18 protein-coding genes are annotated in these 16,792 nt (G+C 71.2%); 12 read left to right on the top strand and 6 right to left on the bottom strand.

The features are described from left to right. Positions 1-8: 8 nt before the first annotated feature. Positions 9-878: an alpha/beta fold hydrolase gene (locus ACZ4S3_RS24655; RefSeq protein ID WP_467937663.1), complete on the bottom strand. Its 870-nt coding sequence runs from the start codon at positions 876-878 to the stop codon at positions 9-11. Between the two features lie 145 nt (positions 879-1,023). Here ACZ4S3_RS24655 and ACZ4S3_RS24660 point away from each other — a divergent pair, with 145 nt between their 5' ends. Then, positions 1,024-2,193 carry a cysteine desulfurase family protein gene (locus ACZ4S3_RS24660; RefSeq protein ID WP_467937665.1) on the top strand — a complete coding sequence of 390 codons (1,170 nt, stop codon included), beginning with the start codon at positions 1,024-1,026 and terminating at the stop codon, positions 2,191-2,193. A 66-nt stretch (positions 2,194-2,259) separates the two neighbouring features. On the opposite strand, the gene ACZ4S3_RS24665 is transcribed toward ACZ4S3_RS24660, so the two are convergent. Beyond that, a complete protein-coding gene (locus tag ACZ4S3_RS24665; RefSeq protein WP_467937667.1) occupies positions 2,260-3,066 on the bottom strand; it encodes an N-acetylmuramoyl-L-alanine amidase in 807 nt (268 codons plus the stop codon). Between the two features lie 45 nt (positions 3,067-3,111). Between ACZ4S3_RS24665 and mnmA the strand changes: the two genes are divergently transcribed. Further along, positions 3,112-4,242, top strand: coding sequence for a tRNA 2-thiouridine(34) synthase MnmA (mnmA, locus tag ACZ4S3_RS24670; protein ID WP_467937669.1), 1,131 nt, complete (start codon positions 3,112-3,114; stop codon positions 4,240-4,242). On the opposite strand, the gene ACZ4S3_RS24675 is transcribed toward mnmA, so the two are convergent. Continuing rightward, positions 4,243-4,491: a hypothetical protein gene (locus ACZ4S3_RS24675; RefSeq protein ID WP_467937671.1), complete on the bottom strand. Its 249-nt coding sequence runs from the start codon at positions 4,489-4,491 to the stop codon at positions 4,243-4,245. A 548-nt stretch (positions 4,492-5,039) separates the two neighbouring features. On the opposite strand from ACZ4S3_RS24675, the gene ACZ4S3_RS24680 reads away from it, so the two are divergent. Further along, positions 5,040-5,774, top strand: coding sequence for a VC0807 family protein (locus ACZ4S3_RS24680; RefSeq protein ID WP_467938053.1), 735 nt, complete (start codon positions 5,040-5,042; stop codon positions 5,772-5,774). Between the two features lie 159 nt (positions 5,775-5,933). Here ACZ4S3_RS24680 and ACZ4S3_RS24685 read toward each other — a convergent pair whose 3' ends face one another. Then, positions 5,934-6,575 (bottom strand): TetR/AcrR family transcriptional regulator, encoded by a 642-nt coding sequence (locus tag ACZ4S3_RS24685; protein WP_467937673.1) that lies wholly within the window; start codon positions 6,573-6,575, stop codon positions 5,934-5,936. Positions 6,576-6,678: 103 nt separating this feature from the next. On the opposite strand from ACZ4S3_RS24685, the gene ACZ4S3_RS24690 reads away from it, so the two are divergent. The 3 genes from ACZ4S3_RS24690 to ACZ4S3_RS24700 all read left to right on the top strand — a co-directional run bounded on the left by ACZ4S3_RS24690 (position 6,679) and on the right by ACZ4S3_RS24700 (position 7,675). Next, entirely contained in the window at positions 6,679-6,825 is a 147-nt protein-coding gene (locus ACZ4S3_RS24690) for a hypothetical protein (protein ID WP_467937675.1), read from the top strand. Between the two features lie 63 nt (positions 6,826-6,888). Then, on the top strand, positions 6,889-7,305 hold the full coding sequence (locus ACZ4S3_RS24695; protein WP_467937677.1) for a VOC family protein: 417 nt from the start codon (positions 6,889-6,891) through the stop codon (positions 7,303-7,305). Positions 7,306-7,348: 43 nt separating this feature from the next. Next, a complete protein-coding gene (locus tag ACZ4S3_RS24700; protein ID WP_467937679.1) occupies positions 7,349-7,675 on the top strand; it encodes a cupin domain-containing protein in 327 nt (108 codons plus the stop codon). Here the strand turns inward: ACZ4S3_RS24700 and ACZ4S3_RS24705 are convergent. Further along, on the bottom strand, positions 7,632-8,375 hold the full coding sequence (locus tag ACZ4S3_RS24705; RefSeq protein WP_467937681.1) for an SDR family NAD(P)-dependent oxidoreductase: 744 nt from the start codon (positions 8,373-8,375) through the stop codon (positions 7,632-7,634). The two genes, ACZ4S3_RS24700 and ACZ4S3_RS24705, sit on opposite strands and share 44 nt — an antisense overlap. Positions 8,376-8,596: 221 nt before the next feature. Further along, positions 8,597-9,829, bottom strand: a complete 1,233-nt coding sequence (locus tag ACZ4S3_RS24710; RefSeq protein WP_467938055.1) for a Cmx/CmrA family chloramphenicol efflux MFS transporter — start codon at positions 9,827-9,829, stop codon at positions 8,597-8,599. A 989-nt stretch (positions 9,830-10,818) separates the two neighbouring features. On the opposite strand from ACZ4S3_RS24710, the gene gdhA reads away from it, so the two are divergent. The 6 genes from gdhA to ACZ4S3_RS24740 all read left to right on the top strand — a co-directional run bounded on the left by gdhA (position 10,819) and on the right by ACZ4S3_RS24740 (position 16,780). Further along, positions 10,819-12,195, top strand: a complete 1,377-nt coding sequence (gdhA, locus tag ACZ4S3_RS24715) for an NADP-specific glutamate dehydrogenase (RefSeq protein ID WP_467937683.1) — start codon at positions 10,819-10,821, stop codon at positions 12,193-12,195. 87 nt (positions 12,196-12,282) lie between these two features. Then, positions 12,283-12,825 (top strand): LOG family protein, encoded by a 543-nt coding sequence (locus ACZ4S3_RS24720; RefSeq protein WP_467937685.1) that lies wholly within the window; start codon positions 12,283-12,285, stop codon positions 12,823-12,825. Positions 12,826-12,869: 44 nt separating this feature from the next. After that, positions 12,870-13,559 carry an SDR family oxidoreductase gene (locus ACZ4S3_RS24725; protein WP_467937687.1) on the top strand — a complete coding sequence of 230 codons (690 nt, stop codon included), beginning with the start codon at positions 12,870-12,872 and terminating at the stop codon, positions 13,557-13,559. A gap of 112 nt (positions 13,560-13,671) precedes the next feature. Beyond that, positions 13,672-14,061, top strand: a complete 390-nt coding sequence (locus ACZ4S3_RS24730; protein WP_467938057.1) for a MarR family winged helix-turn-helix transcriptional regulator — start codon at positions 13,672-13,674, stop codon at positions 14,059-14,061. 204 nt (positions 14,062-14,265) lie between these two features. After that, positions 14,266-15,666, top strand: coding sequence for an MFS transporter (locus ACZ4S3_RS24735; RefSeq protein ID WP_467937689.1), 1,401 nt, complete (start codon positions 14,266-14,268; stop codon positions 15,664-15,666). A gap of 157 nt (positions 15,667-15,823) precedes the next feature. Continuing rightward, entirely contained in the window at positions 15,824-16,780 is a 957-nt protein-coding gene (locus tag ACZ4S3_RS24740; RefSeq protein ID WP_467938059.1) for a methionine synthase, read from the top strand. Positions 16,781-16,792 lie beyond the last annotated feature (12 nt).

Consider the following 16,792-nt stretch of genomic DNA (forward strand, 5'->3'; position numbering starts at 1 on the left):
CCGGCCGCTCACCGGCCCGCCCCCGCAAACCCCGCCAGCACCGCCGTGAGCTCCGCGGGCGCATCCTCCTGCACCAGATGCCCCGCGCCCTCGATGACCTGGAGCCGCGCACCCGGAATACGGGAGACCAGTTCATGCCCCTTGCCGACCGGAATCCAGGTGTCCTGCGCTCCCCAGCACACCAGCACCGGCACCTCGATCTCCCCGTACCGCCCCTGCACCTCATCCGTGAACCGCTGGTCGTTCTGCTCGATCTGCCGGTAGAAGGCCGGCTGTCCCTCCGCCGTGCACCAGGGCTCGACCAGCCGCTCCAGCACGGCCGGATGCAGCCCCTGATGGCTCGCCGACGCGACATACTCCCTGACCATCGCCCGGTGCAGCGCCGGCGGCAGCTGTCCGAAGACCTCGGCATGCGCGCCCAGCAGCCGGTACGTGGGAGATCCCCACGGCGCCAGCGCCACCGGGTCGACCAGCGCCAGCCGTTCGTACCGCGCGCCGTGCAGCAGATGCGCCCGCAGCGCGACACATCCCCCGAAGTCGTGCGCCACCACAGCCGGCCGGGACCCTTCCCCCGTCAGCTCCCAGTGCGCGAGCAGCTCCCCGAACACCCGGGCCTGCGCACCGAGCGACACATCCTGTCCGGCCCGCTTCCTCGACGCCCCGTAGCCCGGCATGTCCCACACGAACACCCGGTGCCGTACGGCCAGGGCACGCGCCACACCCCGCCACACATACGACGAGAACGGCGTGCCGTGCAGCAGGACCACCGGCGGTGCTCCTACGTGCTTCGCGCCGAGGACGGCCCATCGCACCTCGTCGCCCGACGAGGTGCGGAACGTACGGTCCAGAAGCCAAGGGTCCAGAAGCCAGCGTGTCATGAGTCTCAGGCTAGACACTCCTTACTGAGGCGTCCATGGGGACACGGGCACGTAACCGGAAGCGGCGCCTCGAGCGCGGCGCCCCCGCGCGCCCGACATGCGCCCCCAACCCACCGACACGCCTCCTCGTAGAATCGTGCGCACCATGGTTTACCTCGACCACGCCGCCACCACTCCGATGCTCCCGGAGGCGGTGCAGGCGATGACCGCCCAGCTGACCGTCACCGGCAACGCGTCCTCCCTGCATGCCGCCGGCCGGCGCGCTCGACGCACCGTTGAGGAGGCGCGCGAATCCCTCGCCGCCTCGCTCGGCGCGCGCCCGAGCGAAGTCGTCTTCACGGGGGGCGGCACGGAGGCCGACAACCTCGCGGTCAAGGGCCTGTACTGGTCCCGCCGGGCGGCCGACCCGGCCCGTACCCGCGTCCTGGCCAGCCCCGTCGAGCACCACGCCGTCTTGGACGCGGTGGAATGGCTCGCCGAGCACGAGGGCGCCCGCGTCGACTGGCTGCCGGTCGACACCTACGGCCGGGTGCACCCCGACGCGCTGCGCGAGGCCATCGCCCGCAACCCCGCCGACGTCGCACTCGCCACCGTCATGTGGGCCAACAACGAGATCGGCACCGTCCAGCCGGTCCATGAACTCGCCCAGGTGGCCGCGGAGTTCGCCGTTCCCCTGCACGCCGACGCGGTGCAGGCCTTCGGCCAGCTGGACGTCGACTTCGCCGCCTCCGGGCTCGCCGCCATGACCGTCTCCGGCCACAAGATCGGCGGCCCGTACGGCATCGGCGCGCTGCTCCTGGGCCGCGCATACGCCCCCGTGCCCGTGCTGCACGGCGGCGGGCAGGAGCGCCACGTCCGCTCCGGCACCCTCGACACCCCCGCCATCGCCGCCTTCGCCGCGGCCGGCCGGCATGCCGCCGCGCACCGCGAGGAGTTCGCCCGCGACATCGGTGCCCTCCGCGACGATCTGATCAAGGCCGTACGCGCCGCCGCCCCCGACGCCGTCCTCGGCGGCGACCCGGACCCCGCGGGCCGGCTGCCCGCCAACGCCCACTTCTCCTTCCCCGGCTGCGAGGGCGACTCCCTCCTCCTGCTGCTGGACGCCCAGGGCATCGAGTGCTCCACGGGCTCCGCCTGCACCGCCGGCGTCGCCCAGCCCAGCCACGTCCTGCTGGCCACCGGCATGTCCCCGGACCTCGCCCGCGGCACCCTGCGCTTCTCGCTCGGCCACACCTCCACGGCGGAGGACGTGGCGGCCGTGGCGGAGGCCATCGGCCCCGTGGTCGAACGCGCCCGCAGCGCCGGCCTGAGCTAGGGCCTGTCGGGTGGCCGTGGTGGGGCCCGGGTCAGGCGCTGCCGCCGGGCGCGGGCGCGGGGACGGCTAGGCCGGCACCCGTCCCCCGCCCCGCCGCGCACCGTCCTGCTCGCCACCGTCCCGTCCCGTACCGGCCCGCCGCGCACCGGCCCGCGCCGCCGCCTCCCGCTTTCGCAGCTCGGCCCGTACCAGCGCCAGATACCGGTCCCAGTCCCAGTGCGGCCCCGGATCCGTGTGATCCGTCCCCGGCACCTCCACATGCCCGACTATGTGCTCCCGGTCGGCCGGGAAGCCGTAGCGATGGCATATCCCGGCCGTCAGCCGCGCCGATGACGCATACATGGCATCCGTGAACGACTCCGGCCGGTCCACGAACCCCTCGTGCTCGATGCCGACGCTCCGCTCGTTGTAGCCCCGGTTTCCCGCGTGAAACGCCACATCCAGCTCGCGGACCAGCTGCGCCACATGCCCGTCCTTGCGTATGACGTAGTGGGCCGCGGCCTCGTGCTCCGGGTCCTGGAAGACGCTCAGCGCGGTCGCGAAACTCCCCTGGACCACATGAACCACCACCCGGTCGATCTCGTAATCCGCCGGCCGGTCCGCCCGCCGATAGTTCTCCGGGGATGCCTCGACCCACTGCGCCCCCCGATAGTCGACGGCCCCCGGCTTCCGTGGCTTCTCATTCCCCGGCAGCCGCCACCACCAGTGACTCAGCTCACCCGTCGCCCCCAATGCCGCCACTCCGGCGGCCACCACGCCCGCACCCCCGACCCACAACAACCGCCGCCGCGCCATGCCGCGAGGCTCCCCGTCCCCGCTGCCGCCGCTGTCCCCGCCGTGTCCGCTGTCCCCGTTTTTCCCCACGCCCCGCATAACGCTTTCCCGGCCGCCGACAGTTCCGCTTACTCTGGACTGGCTATGACTGATGACGCCCCCCACCGCCTCCGCGTACTCGCTGCCATGTCCGGTGGTGTCGACTCCGCCGTCGCCGCCGCCCGCGCCGCCGAGGCCGGCCATGACGTGACCGGCGTGCATCTCGCGCTCTCCGAGAACCCGAAGTCGTTCCGTACGGGCGCCCGCGGCTGCTGCACGATCGAGGACTCGCACGACGCCCGCCGCGCCGCCGACGTCATCGGCATCCCCTTCTACGTCTGGGACCTGGCCGAGCGCTTCCGCGAGGATGTCGTCGACGACTTCATCGCCGAGTACGAGGCCGGGCGCACCCCGAACCCCTGCCTGCGCTGCAACGAAAAGATCAAGTTCGCCGCGCTGCTGGACAAGGCCCTGGCCCTCGGCTTCGACGCCGTCTGCACCGGCCACTACGCCACGGTGGTGAACAACCCCGACGGCAGTCGCGAACTCCACCGCGCCTCCGACATGGCCAAGGACCAGTCCTATGTCCTCGGCGTGCTCGACGACCGCCAGCTGGCGCACGCCATGTTCCCGCTCGGTGACACCCTCACCACCAAGGCCGAAATCCGCGAAGAGGCCGCCCGCCGCGGCCTGTTCGTCGCCAAGAAGCCCGACAGCCACGACATCTGCTTCATCGCCGACGGCGACACCCAGGGCTTCCTCGCCAAGCGCCTGGGCGCGGCCGAGGGCGACATCGTCGACGAGTCCGGCACGGTCCTGGGCTCCCACGAGGGCGCTTACGGCTTCACCATCGGCCAGCGCAAGGGCCTGCGCATCGGCCACCCGGCCCCCGACGGCAAGCCGCGCTACGTCCTGGACATCTCCCCGGTCGACAACAAGGTGACGGTCGGCCCCGCCGAATCCCTCGACGTCACCGCCCTCACCGCCATCCGCCCCCGCTGGTGCGGCCGCCCCCCGACAGCCGGCCCCGCCACCTACACCGCCCAGCTCCGCGCCCACGGCGGCGAAACCGAGGTCACGGCGGATCTGGTGGACGGCACCGAGCTCCGCGTCACCTTCACGGAGCCGGTACGGGGCGTGGCCCCCGGCCAGGCGATCGTCCTCTACGACGACACCAGGGTGGTCGGCTCGGCGACGATCGCCACGACGGAGCGACGGGTGCGGGCGGGGGCGTAGTCAGGGCGTCCATGCCGCGTGCTCCCAGAGGTTGACGACGGTGGCGCCGGTACGCGCGAAGTGCTTGGCTTTCCGGGTGGCCACGGTGACGGCCGGGGCCGGCGGGGCGATCTCCCGCTCGGAGAGGAGCAGACGGCTGTCGCGCTGGGGGAGACGGGCGAGGAGGTCGGCGGCAGGGGGTGCGGGCGCTGAAGGTGGCTCGTTGGCGGGCTGCGGCTGCGGCTGCGGCTGCGGCTGCGGTTCGGGCACGGGTGCGGGTTCGTTGGCGGGCTCCGGCTCAGGCGCTGCCCTCGGCAGGACGTGCGCGACGGCCCCCGGCAGGTCGTACGCGAAGGCCCGGGTGATGATCCGGCCGTGACCGTCCCTGCTTCCTGGTCACCGACGGTGAGGGCGGGCCGGTATCCGAACTGGCCGACAGTATCGAGGAGAGGCAACTCGACATCGGGGCGAAGCTGTTGCGCTACGCGCGGGCGATGCGTGCCGATCCGGAGGTGCCCGACCGCGAGTTCCGCTCTCTCTCGCGACGGCTCGCCGAGGCGCGCGCTGGGGGACGCGCTGCGTATCGCGCGATCTGACAAATGTCATGGGTAACTCAGGACGGTCGCGACTGTTGCCGGGCGGAGCCATGGACGAAGCTGAAGGTGTCAGAGGGAAGCCGAAGCAGCCGTTCACAGTCCAACTCGGGGGAGTCCGCAGTGAGCCAGAGCCAGAGCCAGAGCCAGAGCCAGAGCCAGAGTCACGAACAGGGGCAGAGTCCGAGCCCGGCCGTCGCCGACGGCAAGCCGCGCAACCCGTTGCTGGAGAGCCTCACGCCGCTGCTCGTGGACGCCGGGATTCCGGTGGCCTCCTATTACGTTCTCAGCGACGGCTTCGGGCTGAGCACGATGGCCGCGCTGGGCTGGAGCAGTGTGGTGCCGGCGCTGCGTACGGTGTGGGGGCTGGTCAGGAGCCGGGGCGTCAACGGCCTCGCGCTGCTGATGCTGATCGTGAACGTCGTGGGGCTGGCGATGAGCGCGGTGGCCGGGGATCCCCGGCTGATGCTGGCGAAAGACAGTGCCGTGAGCAGCGTCATCGGGATAGCGATCCTGCTTTCCGTACGGATGCAGCGGCCGCTGATGACCGCGGGACTCAAGCCGTGGGTGACAAAGGGGAGCGCGGCCGGTAACGCCGCATGGGACCGGCTGATGGCGGGCTCCGCGTCGTTCCGGCGGGCCGAGCGGAGGTTCTCGGCGATATGGGGGAGCGCGCTGCTGACCGAGTGCGTGCTCAAGGTCATCGGCGCGTACACGCTGCCGGTGGACACGATGGTCTGGCTCGGGACGGTGCTCACCGTGGTGGCCATCCTGGTGGCGATGCTTGCCGCGGGGGGAAGCTCCGCCGATCCGATGGAGAAGATGGTCAAGGCCGAGGTCGAGGCCGAGGTCGAGCGGGCGGGTGGCAACGCCAACGCCCATGCCACTGCCGACACATCTCACGGCCAGGCGGGGTCGGTTGCGCCTGCTGCCGAGGTGACGGCCGGGTCCGGAAGCTGACGCGGACTCGCTCAACCGGCGCGACCGAGGCCGCGGCGGCGGCCGTGGTGGGCCGTCCATGGCCTCGGTGGCCACGCTGCGCACCTGGATGAGGTGGCCGGTGACTGTGGTGGCGGTGTGCTGGGCGGCCGTACGCAGGTCTCCCGGTCACGGGGAGGGTCATTCCGCGGTGGTGGGGAAGTCGCCGAGGGGGGCGGTGAGAAGGTCGAAGACGTGTGCCGCCTCGGGGGCCACGGTGGCCGCGATCCGGTCGTTGGGTTGCCCGGCGAGCGTGAGTTCCTGGATGCGCTGGAACAGCAGGCGGTGGGCGGCGGCGAGGAGGGCCGCGGCGGCTCGGGGGGCGATGGCCGGGGCTGCGGGGGGAGCGGCGTCGGTGAGTGCCGCGGCGAGGGCTTCTTCTCGTTGGTCGTGGAGGTCGCGGACGCGGGCGGTGAGGGTGGGGCTGTCGGCGATCATGCGGGCGAAGTCGGGGCCGGCGAAGCCCGCGACGGGGTTGCGCTCCTCAAGAGCGGTGTTGAACTCCCGCCGCAGCGCGGCGAGCGCCGACTCGCCGTCGGCCCGATCGGTGACGGCGCGGGCCAGGCTCGCGGTGAACTCCTCGTGGTGGTCGAGGGCCAGATCCTCCTTGCGCGGGAAGTAGTTGGTGACCGTCTTCTTGGCGACGCGGGCCGCCGTGGCGATCTCGGAGATGGTCGTCTGCTCGAAGCCCCGCTCGATGAAGAGCCGGGTGGCGTGGTCGGAGATCAGCCGCCTGGTCTCCTGCTTCTTGGACTCGCGGAGTCCCAACGTGTCGATACCCATGAGGAAATCTTACACTCGTAGCAAAATTACCCTTGACGCATTCCATGCTCCGCTCGTAAAGTTACGTCCGTCGCAAAATTCGCCTGACGGAAAGTTGCGACGTATGCGAAAGCCCGCCGCCGACAAGCTTGCCGCCGCCCAGGGCCCTGGCCCGGCCCCGACCGCCCGGCGTCCGGTCCGGGACCTGCCCCGCACCAGCCGCACGGCAGCCATCCGCACCCAGTACCACGCGCCGCGCCGCACCTGCTGACAGCCGATCAGCCTGACAGCCGACCAGCCCGTACGTCCCCCGCACACCTGCCGAAGGGTCGCCGTGAACGTCTCTGCCTCCACCCTTTCCCTGACCGTCGCCGACGTGGACGCCTCCCGCGACTTCCTCACCACCCACCTCGGCTACCAGGTGGCCATGGCCGACGACGGCTTCGCTTCCCTGACCCGCGACGACGCCGCCGTCGACATCGTTCTGCTCCGCCGGGGCATCGAGGTCCTCCCGGCCGAGCAGCGTGATCAGCAGGCGGCCGGGCTGATCCTGGCGCTGACGGTCACCGACCTGGAAGCGGAGGAGGCGCGCCTGCGAGGTGAAGGTGCTCCCATCACCATGCCCCTGCGCGAGGAGCCCTGGGGCGAGCGCCTCTTCCAGATGACCGACCCCAACGGAGTCGTCATCCAGCTCGTCGAATGGGCCACCCCCACCCGCCCCACGGAAGACGGGGCACCGCCCTGCAGCTGATCGCCCCTTCGCCCGAGAACGTCACCGCCTCCCCAACGCGACCATGCCCGCCCTCGCCGCCACCGGCCCCGAACACGCCGTCAGCCGCGAACAGGTCGGGACGGTCACCGAAGGCACCCTGGAAATCACCTGCGACGGCCGCAGCGAGAAGGCCTCGGCCGGCCAGACCGTGATCCTCCCGCCGGACCCGGTCCGCCGGGTCCACGCCCCCAGGCGGCCCGGGCACACGTCGCGATGCGCTGCGACGGCCCGGCCCGGCCGGGCGGATGGACTCCGCCAGGCCGGACCCACAGGCACTGACGCGCGGGCCGGAAGGGCCCACCGCCTCAGGCTGCGAAGCCGCCGTCCACGGCGATGGTGGCGCCGGTGATGTACCGGCCGTCCGCTCCCACGAGGTGGGCCACCGTCGCCGCGACGTCGGAGGGCTGCCCGAAGGCGCCGAGCGCCGTCAGTTCCGCCTGCGCGGAGCCGGCGGGGCCGTCGGCGGGGTTCATCTCGGTGTCGGTCGGGCCCGGGTTGACCAGGTTGGAGGTGATGCCGCGCGGGCCCAGTTCACGGGCGAGCGCCTTGGTCAGGCCGATCAGCGCCGCCTTGCTGGTCGCGTAGAGACTGCCGCCCGGGAACGCCACCCGCTCGGCTATGCAGCTGCCGATGGTGACGATCCGTCCACCACTGCCCATGTGCCCGGCGGCCGCCTGCGCCGCCAGGAAAGAACCCCGGACATTGACGTCCAGGACCTGGCCGACGTCCGCGAGCGACAGCTCACCGATCGGCCCCAGCACGCCGGCTCCCGCGTTGTTGACCAGGATGTCGAGCCTGCCGAACCGGGCCACCACTCCATCGACGGCGGCCCGCACCTGCGCCGGATCGCCGCTGTCGGCCCGGACGGCCCAGGCCCGGCGGCCCATCGCCTCGATCTTCCCCGCCACGGCCTCTGCACGCTCCGCGTCCTGCCGGTAGGTGACGACGACATCGGCACCGTCCTCGGCCAGCCGCAGCGCCACAGCCGCCCCGATTCCCCGGCTGCCGCCGGTCACCAGTGCCACCCTGCCGTCGAGCTTCTCCGTCATGCCGGTCCAACTCCTCTTCATGTTCCGAGACATGAATCGATCATCGAGCGGTACGAGCGAGGAGACCGGCGGAATCGCGACCTCGTATTCCGGCTGGTCACGCGGTTGCGGCGGCGGCCCGGTGACGCCCGACGGGCGACCGTGGGCGGCGGGCGGACCGCATCACGACCGCCCCGAGACCACTCGTCCACGACCACTCGTCCACAACCACTCGTCCACGACTACTCGTGCACAACGGGGCGATCGGTGGACGGGGTGAGGGGTCCGGCCGGGGGCGTTGCGCGGCGCCGTAGTCCCTGGGCCGTGCCGGCGAGGGTGAGTGCCGCCGCCGTCAGCAGGGCGCTGATCCAGAGAGGGGCGCGGTAGCCGAGTCCGGCGGTGAGCGGGAGGCCGCCCAGCCAGGGGCCTACTGCGCCGCCCACGTTGAACGCGGCGGTAGCGAATCCGCCGGCCAGGGTCGGCGCCTCTGTCGCCACGTACAGGACCTGGGAGATCAGCGTGGAGCCGACGGCGAAGGAGAGGGCGCCCTGGACGAGGAGGAGCACGGTCGTCGCCGTCGGGATCGTGGCCGTAAGGGCGAAGACGGTCCAGCCGATCAGCAGGGCCACTCCGCCGGCCACCAGGAGGGGGACGGGCCGCGCGTCGGCGAAGCGGCCGCTGACGGTGACGCCGATGAACGAACCGAGGCCGAAGAGCGCCAGCAGGGCGGGCACCCAGGCCGGGGGCAGTCCGGTGACGGTGGTGATCAGTGGGGCGAGGTAGGTGTAAGCGCAAAAGGTGGCGCCGTTGACCAGGGCACCGAGGAGCAGGGTGACGAGGAGACGCGGGTTGCGCAGGGAGCGCAGTTCCGCGCGGGCGCTCGTGGTGGAGGCGGCGGGGGAGGCAGGCGCGGAGGTGGAGGAGGGTGAGCCGTCGGCCGGTACGGAGCAAACGATCGCGACGACGGCCGGTACGGAGACCAGGGCTACTGCCCAGAACGCCGAGCGCCAGCCCCACAGTTGGCCGAGCCAGGCTCCCGCCGGGACGCCCGCGATGCAGGCGACGGTGACGCCGCCCAGCAGTACGGAGGCGGCGCGGCCCTTGGCGTTCGGGGCGACCATGCCGGTCGCCGTCACCACCGCCACCGCCAGGAACCCGGCGTTGGCCAGCGCCGCGATGACCCGCGTGGCCAGCAGCACCGTGAAGCTGGTGGTGACCGCGCCCAGGACGTGGACGAGCAGGAACGTGACCAGGAAGGCCAGCAGCGCGCGACGCCGTGACCAGCGCCGGCTCAGGAGCGCCATCAGCGGGGCGCCGACGATCATTCCGATGGCGAACGCCGAGGTCAGCGCCCCCGCAGCGGGGATGGAAACGCGCAGGTCATGGGCGATGTCCGAGAGGAGGCCGGACAACATGAATTCGGAGGTGCCCTGGGCGAAAACCGCCAGGGCGAGCAGGTGGATGGTGAAGGGCACAGTACGGGCGAAGGGCACAGCACGAGCGAAGGGCACGGTGAGACTCCAGGACTCCGCAAACCACAGCAAGGATCGGGTAACCGATGCACGGCAGGGCCGGGTGATCGGCGAGGCGATCGGCGATCCGGTGGCAGCAGCGGGCGCAGTCAACAGCGCGCATGGCCTCATGCCCACATGACTCATGGGGCTTCGTGGCATCTCATGAGGCTGCATGGGGCCTCATGGGCTACGGAGCTTCAGGCTCGGCGCGCTAGCGCACGGAGAAAGGCCACCGGACGACCGGTGGCCACCGTCTTGATGACTCGGGGCTGGACACGGGCGCACCGTAACCGGGCCGGGAGCGTCGCGTCCACGGATTTATGGGTGACGGTCGCGGCATGGGGGGTGATGACAAGCCCCGTGGTGGGCAGGGATACAGGTCGGTAGGGGGAGGGCGAAGAAATTCCGGAACATGGCGATAAGGAGGGGCAGTCGAAGGGAAGGGCGTCAATTCATAGCAGTTCAGTCGTCCCATTCAGCTCGGCCGACTCATTCGACTCATTCGGTTCGGCAGACTCATTCGGACCGGTCGGCACAGCCGGCTCAGTTATTTCCTTGGGTGAGCGGCGAATGGGCGGCGGGTCGGCCGGAAGAATGGCGAATGGCGAATGGTGAACGCCGAGCGGGTGGTCTGCGGCCCCCCACGCAACCGAACCCCCGCGTGCGGTGTTTCACATACCAGAGAGTCGGCGGCGAACAATGACAGATATCAGCAGACAACAGATATCGGCAGACATCGGCAGGCATCGGCGGTTCGGGGCACCGTGAAGGCAGCAGACATCCACCAGACGTACGAGGCGGACACCACCCCGGGTGGTGGCGTCGATCGGCCACAGGTCGGCAAGTAAGGTCGGCGGAGCGACGGGACGTCTACGGTCGCTGCGAGGAGGGGCCGTCACGCCCCGGACCGCAGGCGGCTTTCCGTTCGGCCACGAAGGGAAACGCAAGTCATGGCGAGTGTTCAAACCGAGGTCACGCCCGGCGTTCATAAGGCCGGGCCGGCATCTCTGCACGCGGGGCTGGTGCGGCGGAATCCGGGGGAGCCGGAATTCCACCAGGCGGCCCTGGAGGTACTGGAGACGCTGGCCCCCGTGCTGGCGGCCCGTCCCGAGTTCGTCGAGGCCAGAGTGCTGGAGCGGCTCTGCGAACCGGAGCGGCAGATCATGTTCCGGGTCCCCTGGCAGGACGATTCCGGGGCGATTCACGTCAACCGGGGTTTCCGGGTGGAGTTCAACAGCGCGCTCGGCCCGTACAAGGGTGGTCTGCGATTCCATTCGTCGGTGAATCTGGGGATCGTGAAGTTCCTCGGCTTCGAGCAGATTTTCAAGAATGCGCTCACGGGTCTGAACATCGGCGGCGGCAAGGGCGGCAGCGACTTCGATCCGCACGGCAAGTCCGACTCCGAAGTGATGCGGTTCTGCCAGTCGTTCATGACCGAGCTGCACCGCCATCTCGGCGAGCACACCGACGTCCCGGCGGGTGACATCGGCGTCGGCGGCCGCGAGATCGGCTACCTCTTCGGCCAGTACCGGCGGATCACCAACCGCTGGGAGGCCGGCGTGCTGACCGGCAAGGGCCTGGAGTGGGGCGGTTCCAAGGCCCGTACGGAGGCCACCGGTTACGGCAATGTGCTGTTCACCGAGGAGATGCTCAAGCGGCGCGGTGAGGAGCTCGACGGTCAGCAGGTCGCGGTCTCCGGTTCCGGCAATGTCGCGATCTACACGATCGAGAAGGCGCAGGCGCTCGGCGCGAATGTGCTGACCTGCTCGGACTCGGGCGGCTACATCGTCGACGAGAAGGGCATCGACCTGGCGCTGCTCAAGCAGATCAAGGAGGTCGAGCGCGGCCGGATCAGCGAGTACGCCGAGCGGCGCGGGGTATCGGCCACCTACGTACCCGGCGGACGGGTGTGGGACGTGGCCTGCGATGTGGCGCTGCCGTCGGCCACCCAGAACGAGCTGGACGCGGACGCCGCCCGGATCCTGATCCGTAACGGCGTCAAGGCGGTCTCCGAGGGCGCGAACATGCCGACCACCCCGGAGGCGGTGTCGCTCCTGAAGGAGGCCGGTGTGGCCTTCGGCCCGGGGAAGGCCGCCAACGCCGGCGGGGTGGCGACCAGCGCGCTGGAAATGCGGCAGAACTCCGCGCGTGAGGCGTGGGCGTTCGAGCGGGTGGAGGGGGAGCTCGCGGCCATCATGCGAGGAATCCACGACACCTGCTACGAGACGGCCGAGCGGTACGGGCTGCCCGGCGACTATGTTGCCGGCGCGAATATCGCCGGGTTCGAGCGGGTCGCGGACGCGATGCTGGCCCAGGGCCTGATCTAGCGGGGCGAGGTTCACGGGCCGGGGCGGGTGCAGATATTCCGCCCCGGGCCCGGAGACCGGCCCGGCCCGGTCCGTATCGTGGCCCGTATGAACATCTGCGTCTTCTGCTCCGCCGCCGACCTCGACGACCGCTATGTCACCCCCGCCCGGCAGTTCGCCGAGCTGATCGGCAGGGGCGGCCATGCGCTGGTCTGGGGCGGCTCGGACACCGGGTTGATGAAGGTGATGGCCGACGGGGTGCGCGGGGCGGGCGGAAAGCTGATCGGGATCTCGGTGGAGTTCCTGGCGCACAAGGCGCATGCGGGCGCGGACGAGATGGTCGTCACCAAGGACCTCGCCGAGCGCAAGGCGCAGCTGCTGGCGCGCGCCGACGCGGTCGTCATCATGGTCGGCGGTACGGGCACGCTGGACGAGGCCACCGAGATCCTGGAGCTGCGCAAGCACGGCCTGCACACCAAGCCGGTCGTGCTGCTGAACACCGCCGGTTTCTACGACGGGTTGAAGCAGCAGTTCCTGCGGATGGAGGCGGAAGGGTTCCTGCCCGTTCCGCTCACCGAGCTGGTCTTCTTCGCGGAGGACGGCGTGGGTGCCCTCGCGTACCTGGAGGAGAAAGCGGGCATACAGGGCTGAGCCCCTCATCCTCCGGCCGCCGGCCCCTCGTTAGGATCGGCCTCATGGGTACGCACTTGATCACGGGCGCAGGGTCGGGCATCGGAGCGGCGGTCGCGCGGCGGCTCGCGGAGCGCGGGGAGGACCTGTGGCTGCTGGCGCGGGACGCCGTCCGGGCCAAGGAGCTGGCCGGGCAGTTCCCCGGCGCCCGCACGCTCGTGGGTGATCTCGCCAAGCCGGAGAAGCTCTCCTGGGCCTTCGGCCAGCAGCCGCTGCCCGACCGTATCGATTCCCTGCAGCACATCGCCGGCGTCGTGGAGCTGGGCGCGATCGCCGACCTGCCGGCCAAGGCCTGGCAGCGCCAGCTCACCGTCAATCTGCTCGCGCCCGCCGAGATCACCCGGCTGCTGCTGCCGCTGGTGCGGGTGGCCCAGGGGCATGTCGTCTTCGTCAACTCCGGCGCGGGCCTCCACGCGCACGCCGAATGGGGCGGGTACGCCGCCAGCAAGCACGGCCTGAAGGCGCTGGCCGACTCGCTGCGGGCGGAGGAGCACGGCAACGGCGTCCGGGTGACCTCGGTCTACCCGGGGCGCACGGCGACGCCCATGCAGGGCAGCGTCCACCAGCAGGAGGGCAAGGAGTACGACCCGTCCCGGTGGATCGACCCGGAGTCGGTGGCGACGACCGTCCTCGCGGCCATCGATCTGCCGCGGGACGCCGAGATCAACGATGTGACGGTGCGGCCGGGGCGCTGAGCCCGAGGGCGGTACCGGCTGGGCCCGCCGGTTTCGGCCGGGGCCGACGTACGCTGCATGGGTGACCAAAGAAGCGAAGGCGACCGCGGCGGCGGGGTGCGGGTTCCGGGAGATCCGGGGGCTCGTCACGGAACTGAGCCGCCAACTGGACGCCCATCAGCGCAGCCGGATCGCCGAGCTCGATCTGACGCCGACGCAGGCGAAGGCGCTGGAGGAGCTCGGCGAGCCGAAGACCGCACGGGAGCTGGCCGGGGTGCTGTGCTGCGAGCCGCCCAATGTCACCTATGTCATCTCCAAGCTGGAGAAACAGGGCATGGTGGTGCGTCGGCCGCATCCGCTGGACGGGCGGGCCAAGCAGCTCGTACTGACCGAGGCGGGGCGGGAGTTGCGGCTGGATCTGCTGCGGCGGATGGGTACCGAATCGCCGCTCGATCACCTCTCGCACGAGGAGCGGGCCGCGCTGCGCGATGACCTGCTGAAGGCGCTGGGGCGGGGCGCGTAGCCGCCGTCCGCCGCACTGTCCTAGGCCCTGGGGGTTCCCCGGGGCCTCTTTCGTGCGCAGCCTCCTCCGCGGCCGCCTCTGCAGCCTTCTCCGCGGCCTCCTCCGTTTCTTCCTCCTCGGCTTCCCGTGTGGCTTGGTATGCGTTCGGTAAAGTTATAGCTGTAATCATTGCGTCGCGAGATAGGTACAGCTTTAACTAAAACCATGATCACTCAGACAGCGGCGCCACGCGTGACGGCGAGCCGGACGCGGCCCTCCGGGCAGCCCCGTGGGGGAGTCCAACTCCTCGTCCTGGCCCTCGGGTTCGTGATGGCGAGCCTGGACACCGGCATCATGAATGTCGCCTCCAACGACCTGCGGGCCCGGCTCGGACTGACGATGTCGGGCCTGACCTGGGTCGTCGACGGCTATGTCCTGGCCTTCGCCGCGCTGCTGCTGCTCGCCGGATCGCTGGCCAAGCGGTTCGGCGCCCGGCGGATCTATCTCATCGGGCTCGCCGCGTTCACCGCCGCGTCCCTGCTGGGGGCCGTCGCGCCGAACGGTGCCGTCCTGGTGGCGGCCCGCTTCGCCCAGGGGGTGGGCGCGGCGCTCTTCATGCCCAGCTCGCTGTCGCTGCTGATGAACGCGTTCCCCGAGCCGGCCCGCCGGGCGAAGATCCTCGGCATCTGGACGGCGATCGTCTCGACGTCCATCGGGCTCGCCCCGTCCCTCGGCGGCCTCCTGGTCGGCACCCTGGGCTGGCGCAGCATCTTCCTCGTCAACCTCCCCATCGGCATCGTCGCGCTGGTGCTCACCCCGCGGATCATCGCGGTCATCCCGGCGCGCGGCTCGGCGCTGGGCGGCGGTGGCCACGTCCTGGGGCTGCTCGCGCTCGGCTCGCTCAGTTACGGGCTCATCGAGGGGCCGGACAAGGGCTGGTCCTCGCCCTGGGTGCTGGGGGCGTTCGCGGTGACCGTGCTGGGCGCGGCCGGATTCGCCGTACGAGAGCGTGCCGTGCGGACCCCGATCCTGCCGGTCTCGCTCTTCGCGGACGGCCGCTTCGCCGCCGCCAACGCCATCGGCTTCCTCTTCAACTTCGCCTTCTACGGGGCGCTGTTCGTCCTCGGCCTGTTCCTCCAGACCGCGCGCGGCGCCGACCCCGTCACGGCCGGGCTGCAGATGCTGCCGGCCGTCATGATCATCCCGCTCGGCAACATGCTCTACGCACGCTTCGGGCTGCGCATCGGCAACCGGACGGCCCTCGCCGCCTCTCTGGCGGTCTCCGCCGCGGGGTACACCGTCCTCTTCCTGATTCTCACGCCGGGGCTCCCGTACTGGGTGATCGCGGTGCTGCTCGCCGCCAGCAACATCGGCAGCGGGATCAGCTCCCCGGCGATGACCGGCGTCCTGATGGAGGCCGCGGGCCGCGAGCACGCCGACATCGGCAGTGCCACCCTGAACGCCAACCGCCAGATCGGCTCGCTGGTCGGCATCGCCGGGATGGGCGCGGTGCTGACCGGGGCGGGCGGCGGCTACCAGGGCGCGACCCTGGCCTTCGCACTGACGGCGGGCGCGCTGGCGGCCGCGGCGGTCATCGGGTGGCTGGGCATCCGCGGGCGGGCCTGAGCGCCCCGCGGCGTACCCGGCCACGCGTGAGCGCCCCGCCGCTCCGCAGCACATGAGCGCCCCGCCGCGCCCACTCCGCCCCGCCGCATACCCTCTCTGGGTGAGCACGAACAGCACGCACAAGTGGGCAGCAGGCGCGGCGACCGGCATCGGATCGATGCCGGGCGGTGATGCGCGGGAAACGGCGAAGACCGTCACCGGGTCGGTGGAGGCCTTCCCGCATCTGCCGGAGCTGCCGGCCCGAGGGCCGGGCGCCGACATGATCGGCCGGACCCTCGGGATGCTCGTCGAGATCTACGGTCATGTGGAGCCCAGCGGCTGGCGGATCAGCAACCGGCCCGGCCGCGACACCCGGCGCGCCCACTCCTGGCTCGGCGAAGACCTCGACGCCCTGGAGGAGTTCACCCAGGGGTACGAGGGGCCGTTGAAGGTCTCCGCGGTCGGCCCGTGGACGCTGGCCACCGCGCTGGAGCTGCGGGGCGGCGAGGCGGCCCTCAGCGACCCCGGGGCCTGCCGGGATCTCGCGGCGTCGCTGGCAGAGGGGCTGCGCGGGCATCTCGCGGACGTACGGCGGCGGGTGCCGGGCGCCGAGGTCGTGCTGCAGCTGGACGAGCCGTCGCTGACGGCGGTGCTCCAGGGGCGGGTGAAGAGCGCCAGCGGCTACCGCACCCACCGGGCCGTGGACCGGGCGGTGGTCGAAGGCGCGCTGCGTGATCTTGTCGAGGTCGCGGAGGGCGGGCCCGTCGTCGTCCACTCGTGTGCGCCCGACGTGCCGTTCGGGCTGCTGCGGCGGGCCGGTGTCGCGGGCATCTCGTTCGATTTCTCGCTGCTCACCGAGCGTGAGGAGGAGGCGATCGGAGAAGCCGTCGAGGGCGGTACGGCGCTGTTCGCGGGCGTGGTGCCGGGCGTGGACGGCCCATTGTCAGACCCTGCCGGTAGCGTCATGGGTGTCAGGACGCTGTGGCGCAGGCTGGGGCTGACACCAGGGACTCTTTCCGAGTCGGTGGTCGTCACCCCCTCGTGCGGACTGGCGGGCGCTTCGCCCGCTTATGCCCGCTCGGCCCTCGCTCACTGCGTCCGGGCGGCGAGATCGCTCGCAGACAACCCTGAGTGACGGCACTCAAGG

The organism is Streptomyces sp. NPDC028368, from assembly GCF_055565615.1.

Bases quoted from the DNA above. Each gene is read 5' to 3' on its own strand.
- ACZ4S3_RS24735 (WP_467937689.1), top strand. From the start codon at position 14,266: ATGATCACTCAGACAGCGGCGCCACGCGTGACGGCGAGCCGGACGCGG.
- ACZ4S3_RS24705 (WP_467937681.1), bottom strand. From the start codon at position 8,375: ATGACGGAGAAGCTCGACGGCAGGGTGGCACTGGTGACCGGCGGCAGC.
- ACZ4S3_RS24725 (WP_467937687.1), top strand. From the start codon at position 12,870: ATGGGTACGCACTTGATCACGGGCGCAGGGTCGGGCATCGGAGCGGCG.
- ACZ4S3_RS24700 (WP_467937679.1), top strand. From the start codon at position 7,349: ATGCCCGCCCTCGCCGCCACCGGCCCCGAACACGCCGTCAGCCGCGAA.
- ACZ4S3_RS24720 (WP_467937685.1), top strand. From the start codon at position 12,283: ATGAACATCTGCGTCTTCTGCTCCGCCGCCGACCTCGACGACCGCTAT.
- gdhA (WP_467937683.1), top strand. From the start codon at position 10,819: ATGGCGAGTGTTCAAACCGAGGTCACGCCCGGCGTTCATAAGGCCGGG.
- ACZ4S3_RS24685 (WP_467937673.1), bottom strand. From the start codon at position 6,575: ATGGGTATCGACACGTTGGGACTCCGCGAGTCCAAGAAGCAGGAGACC.
- ACZ4S3_RS24740 (WP_467938059.1), top strand. From the start codon at position 15,824: ATGCCGGGCGGTGATGCGCGGGAAACGGCGAAGACCGTCACCGGGTCG.
- ACZ4S3_RS24660 (WP_467937665.1), top strand. From the start codon at position 1,024: ATGGTTTACCTCGACCACGCCGCCACCACTCCGATGCTCCCGGAGGCG.
- ACZ4S3_RS24690 (WP_467937675.1), top strand. From the start codon at position 6,679: ATGCGAAAGCCCGCCGCCGACAAGCTTGCCGCCGCCCAGGGCCCTGGC.
- ACZ4S3_RS24655 (WP_467937663.1), bottom strand. From the start codon at position 878: ATGACACGCTGGCTTCTGGACCCTTGGCTTCTGGACCGTACGTTCCGC.
- ACZ4S3_RS24665 (WP_467937667.1), bottom strand. From the start codon at position 3,066: ATGCGGGGCGTGGGGAAAAACGGGGACAGCGGACACGGCGGGGACAGC.
- mnmA (WP_467937669.1), top strand. From the start codon at position 3,112: ATGACTGATGACGCCCCCCACCGCCTCCGCGTACTCGCTGCCATGTCC.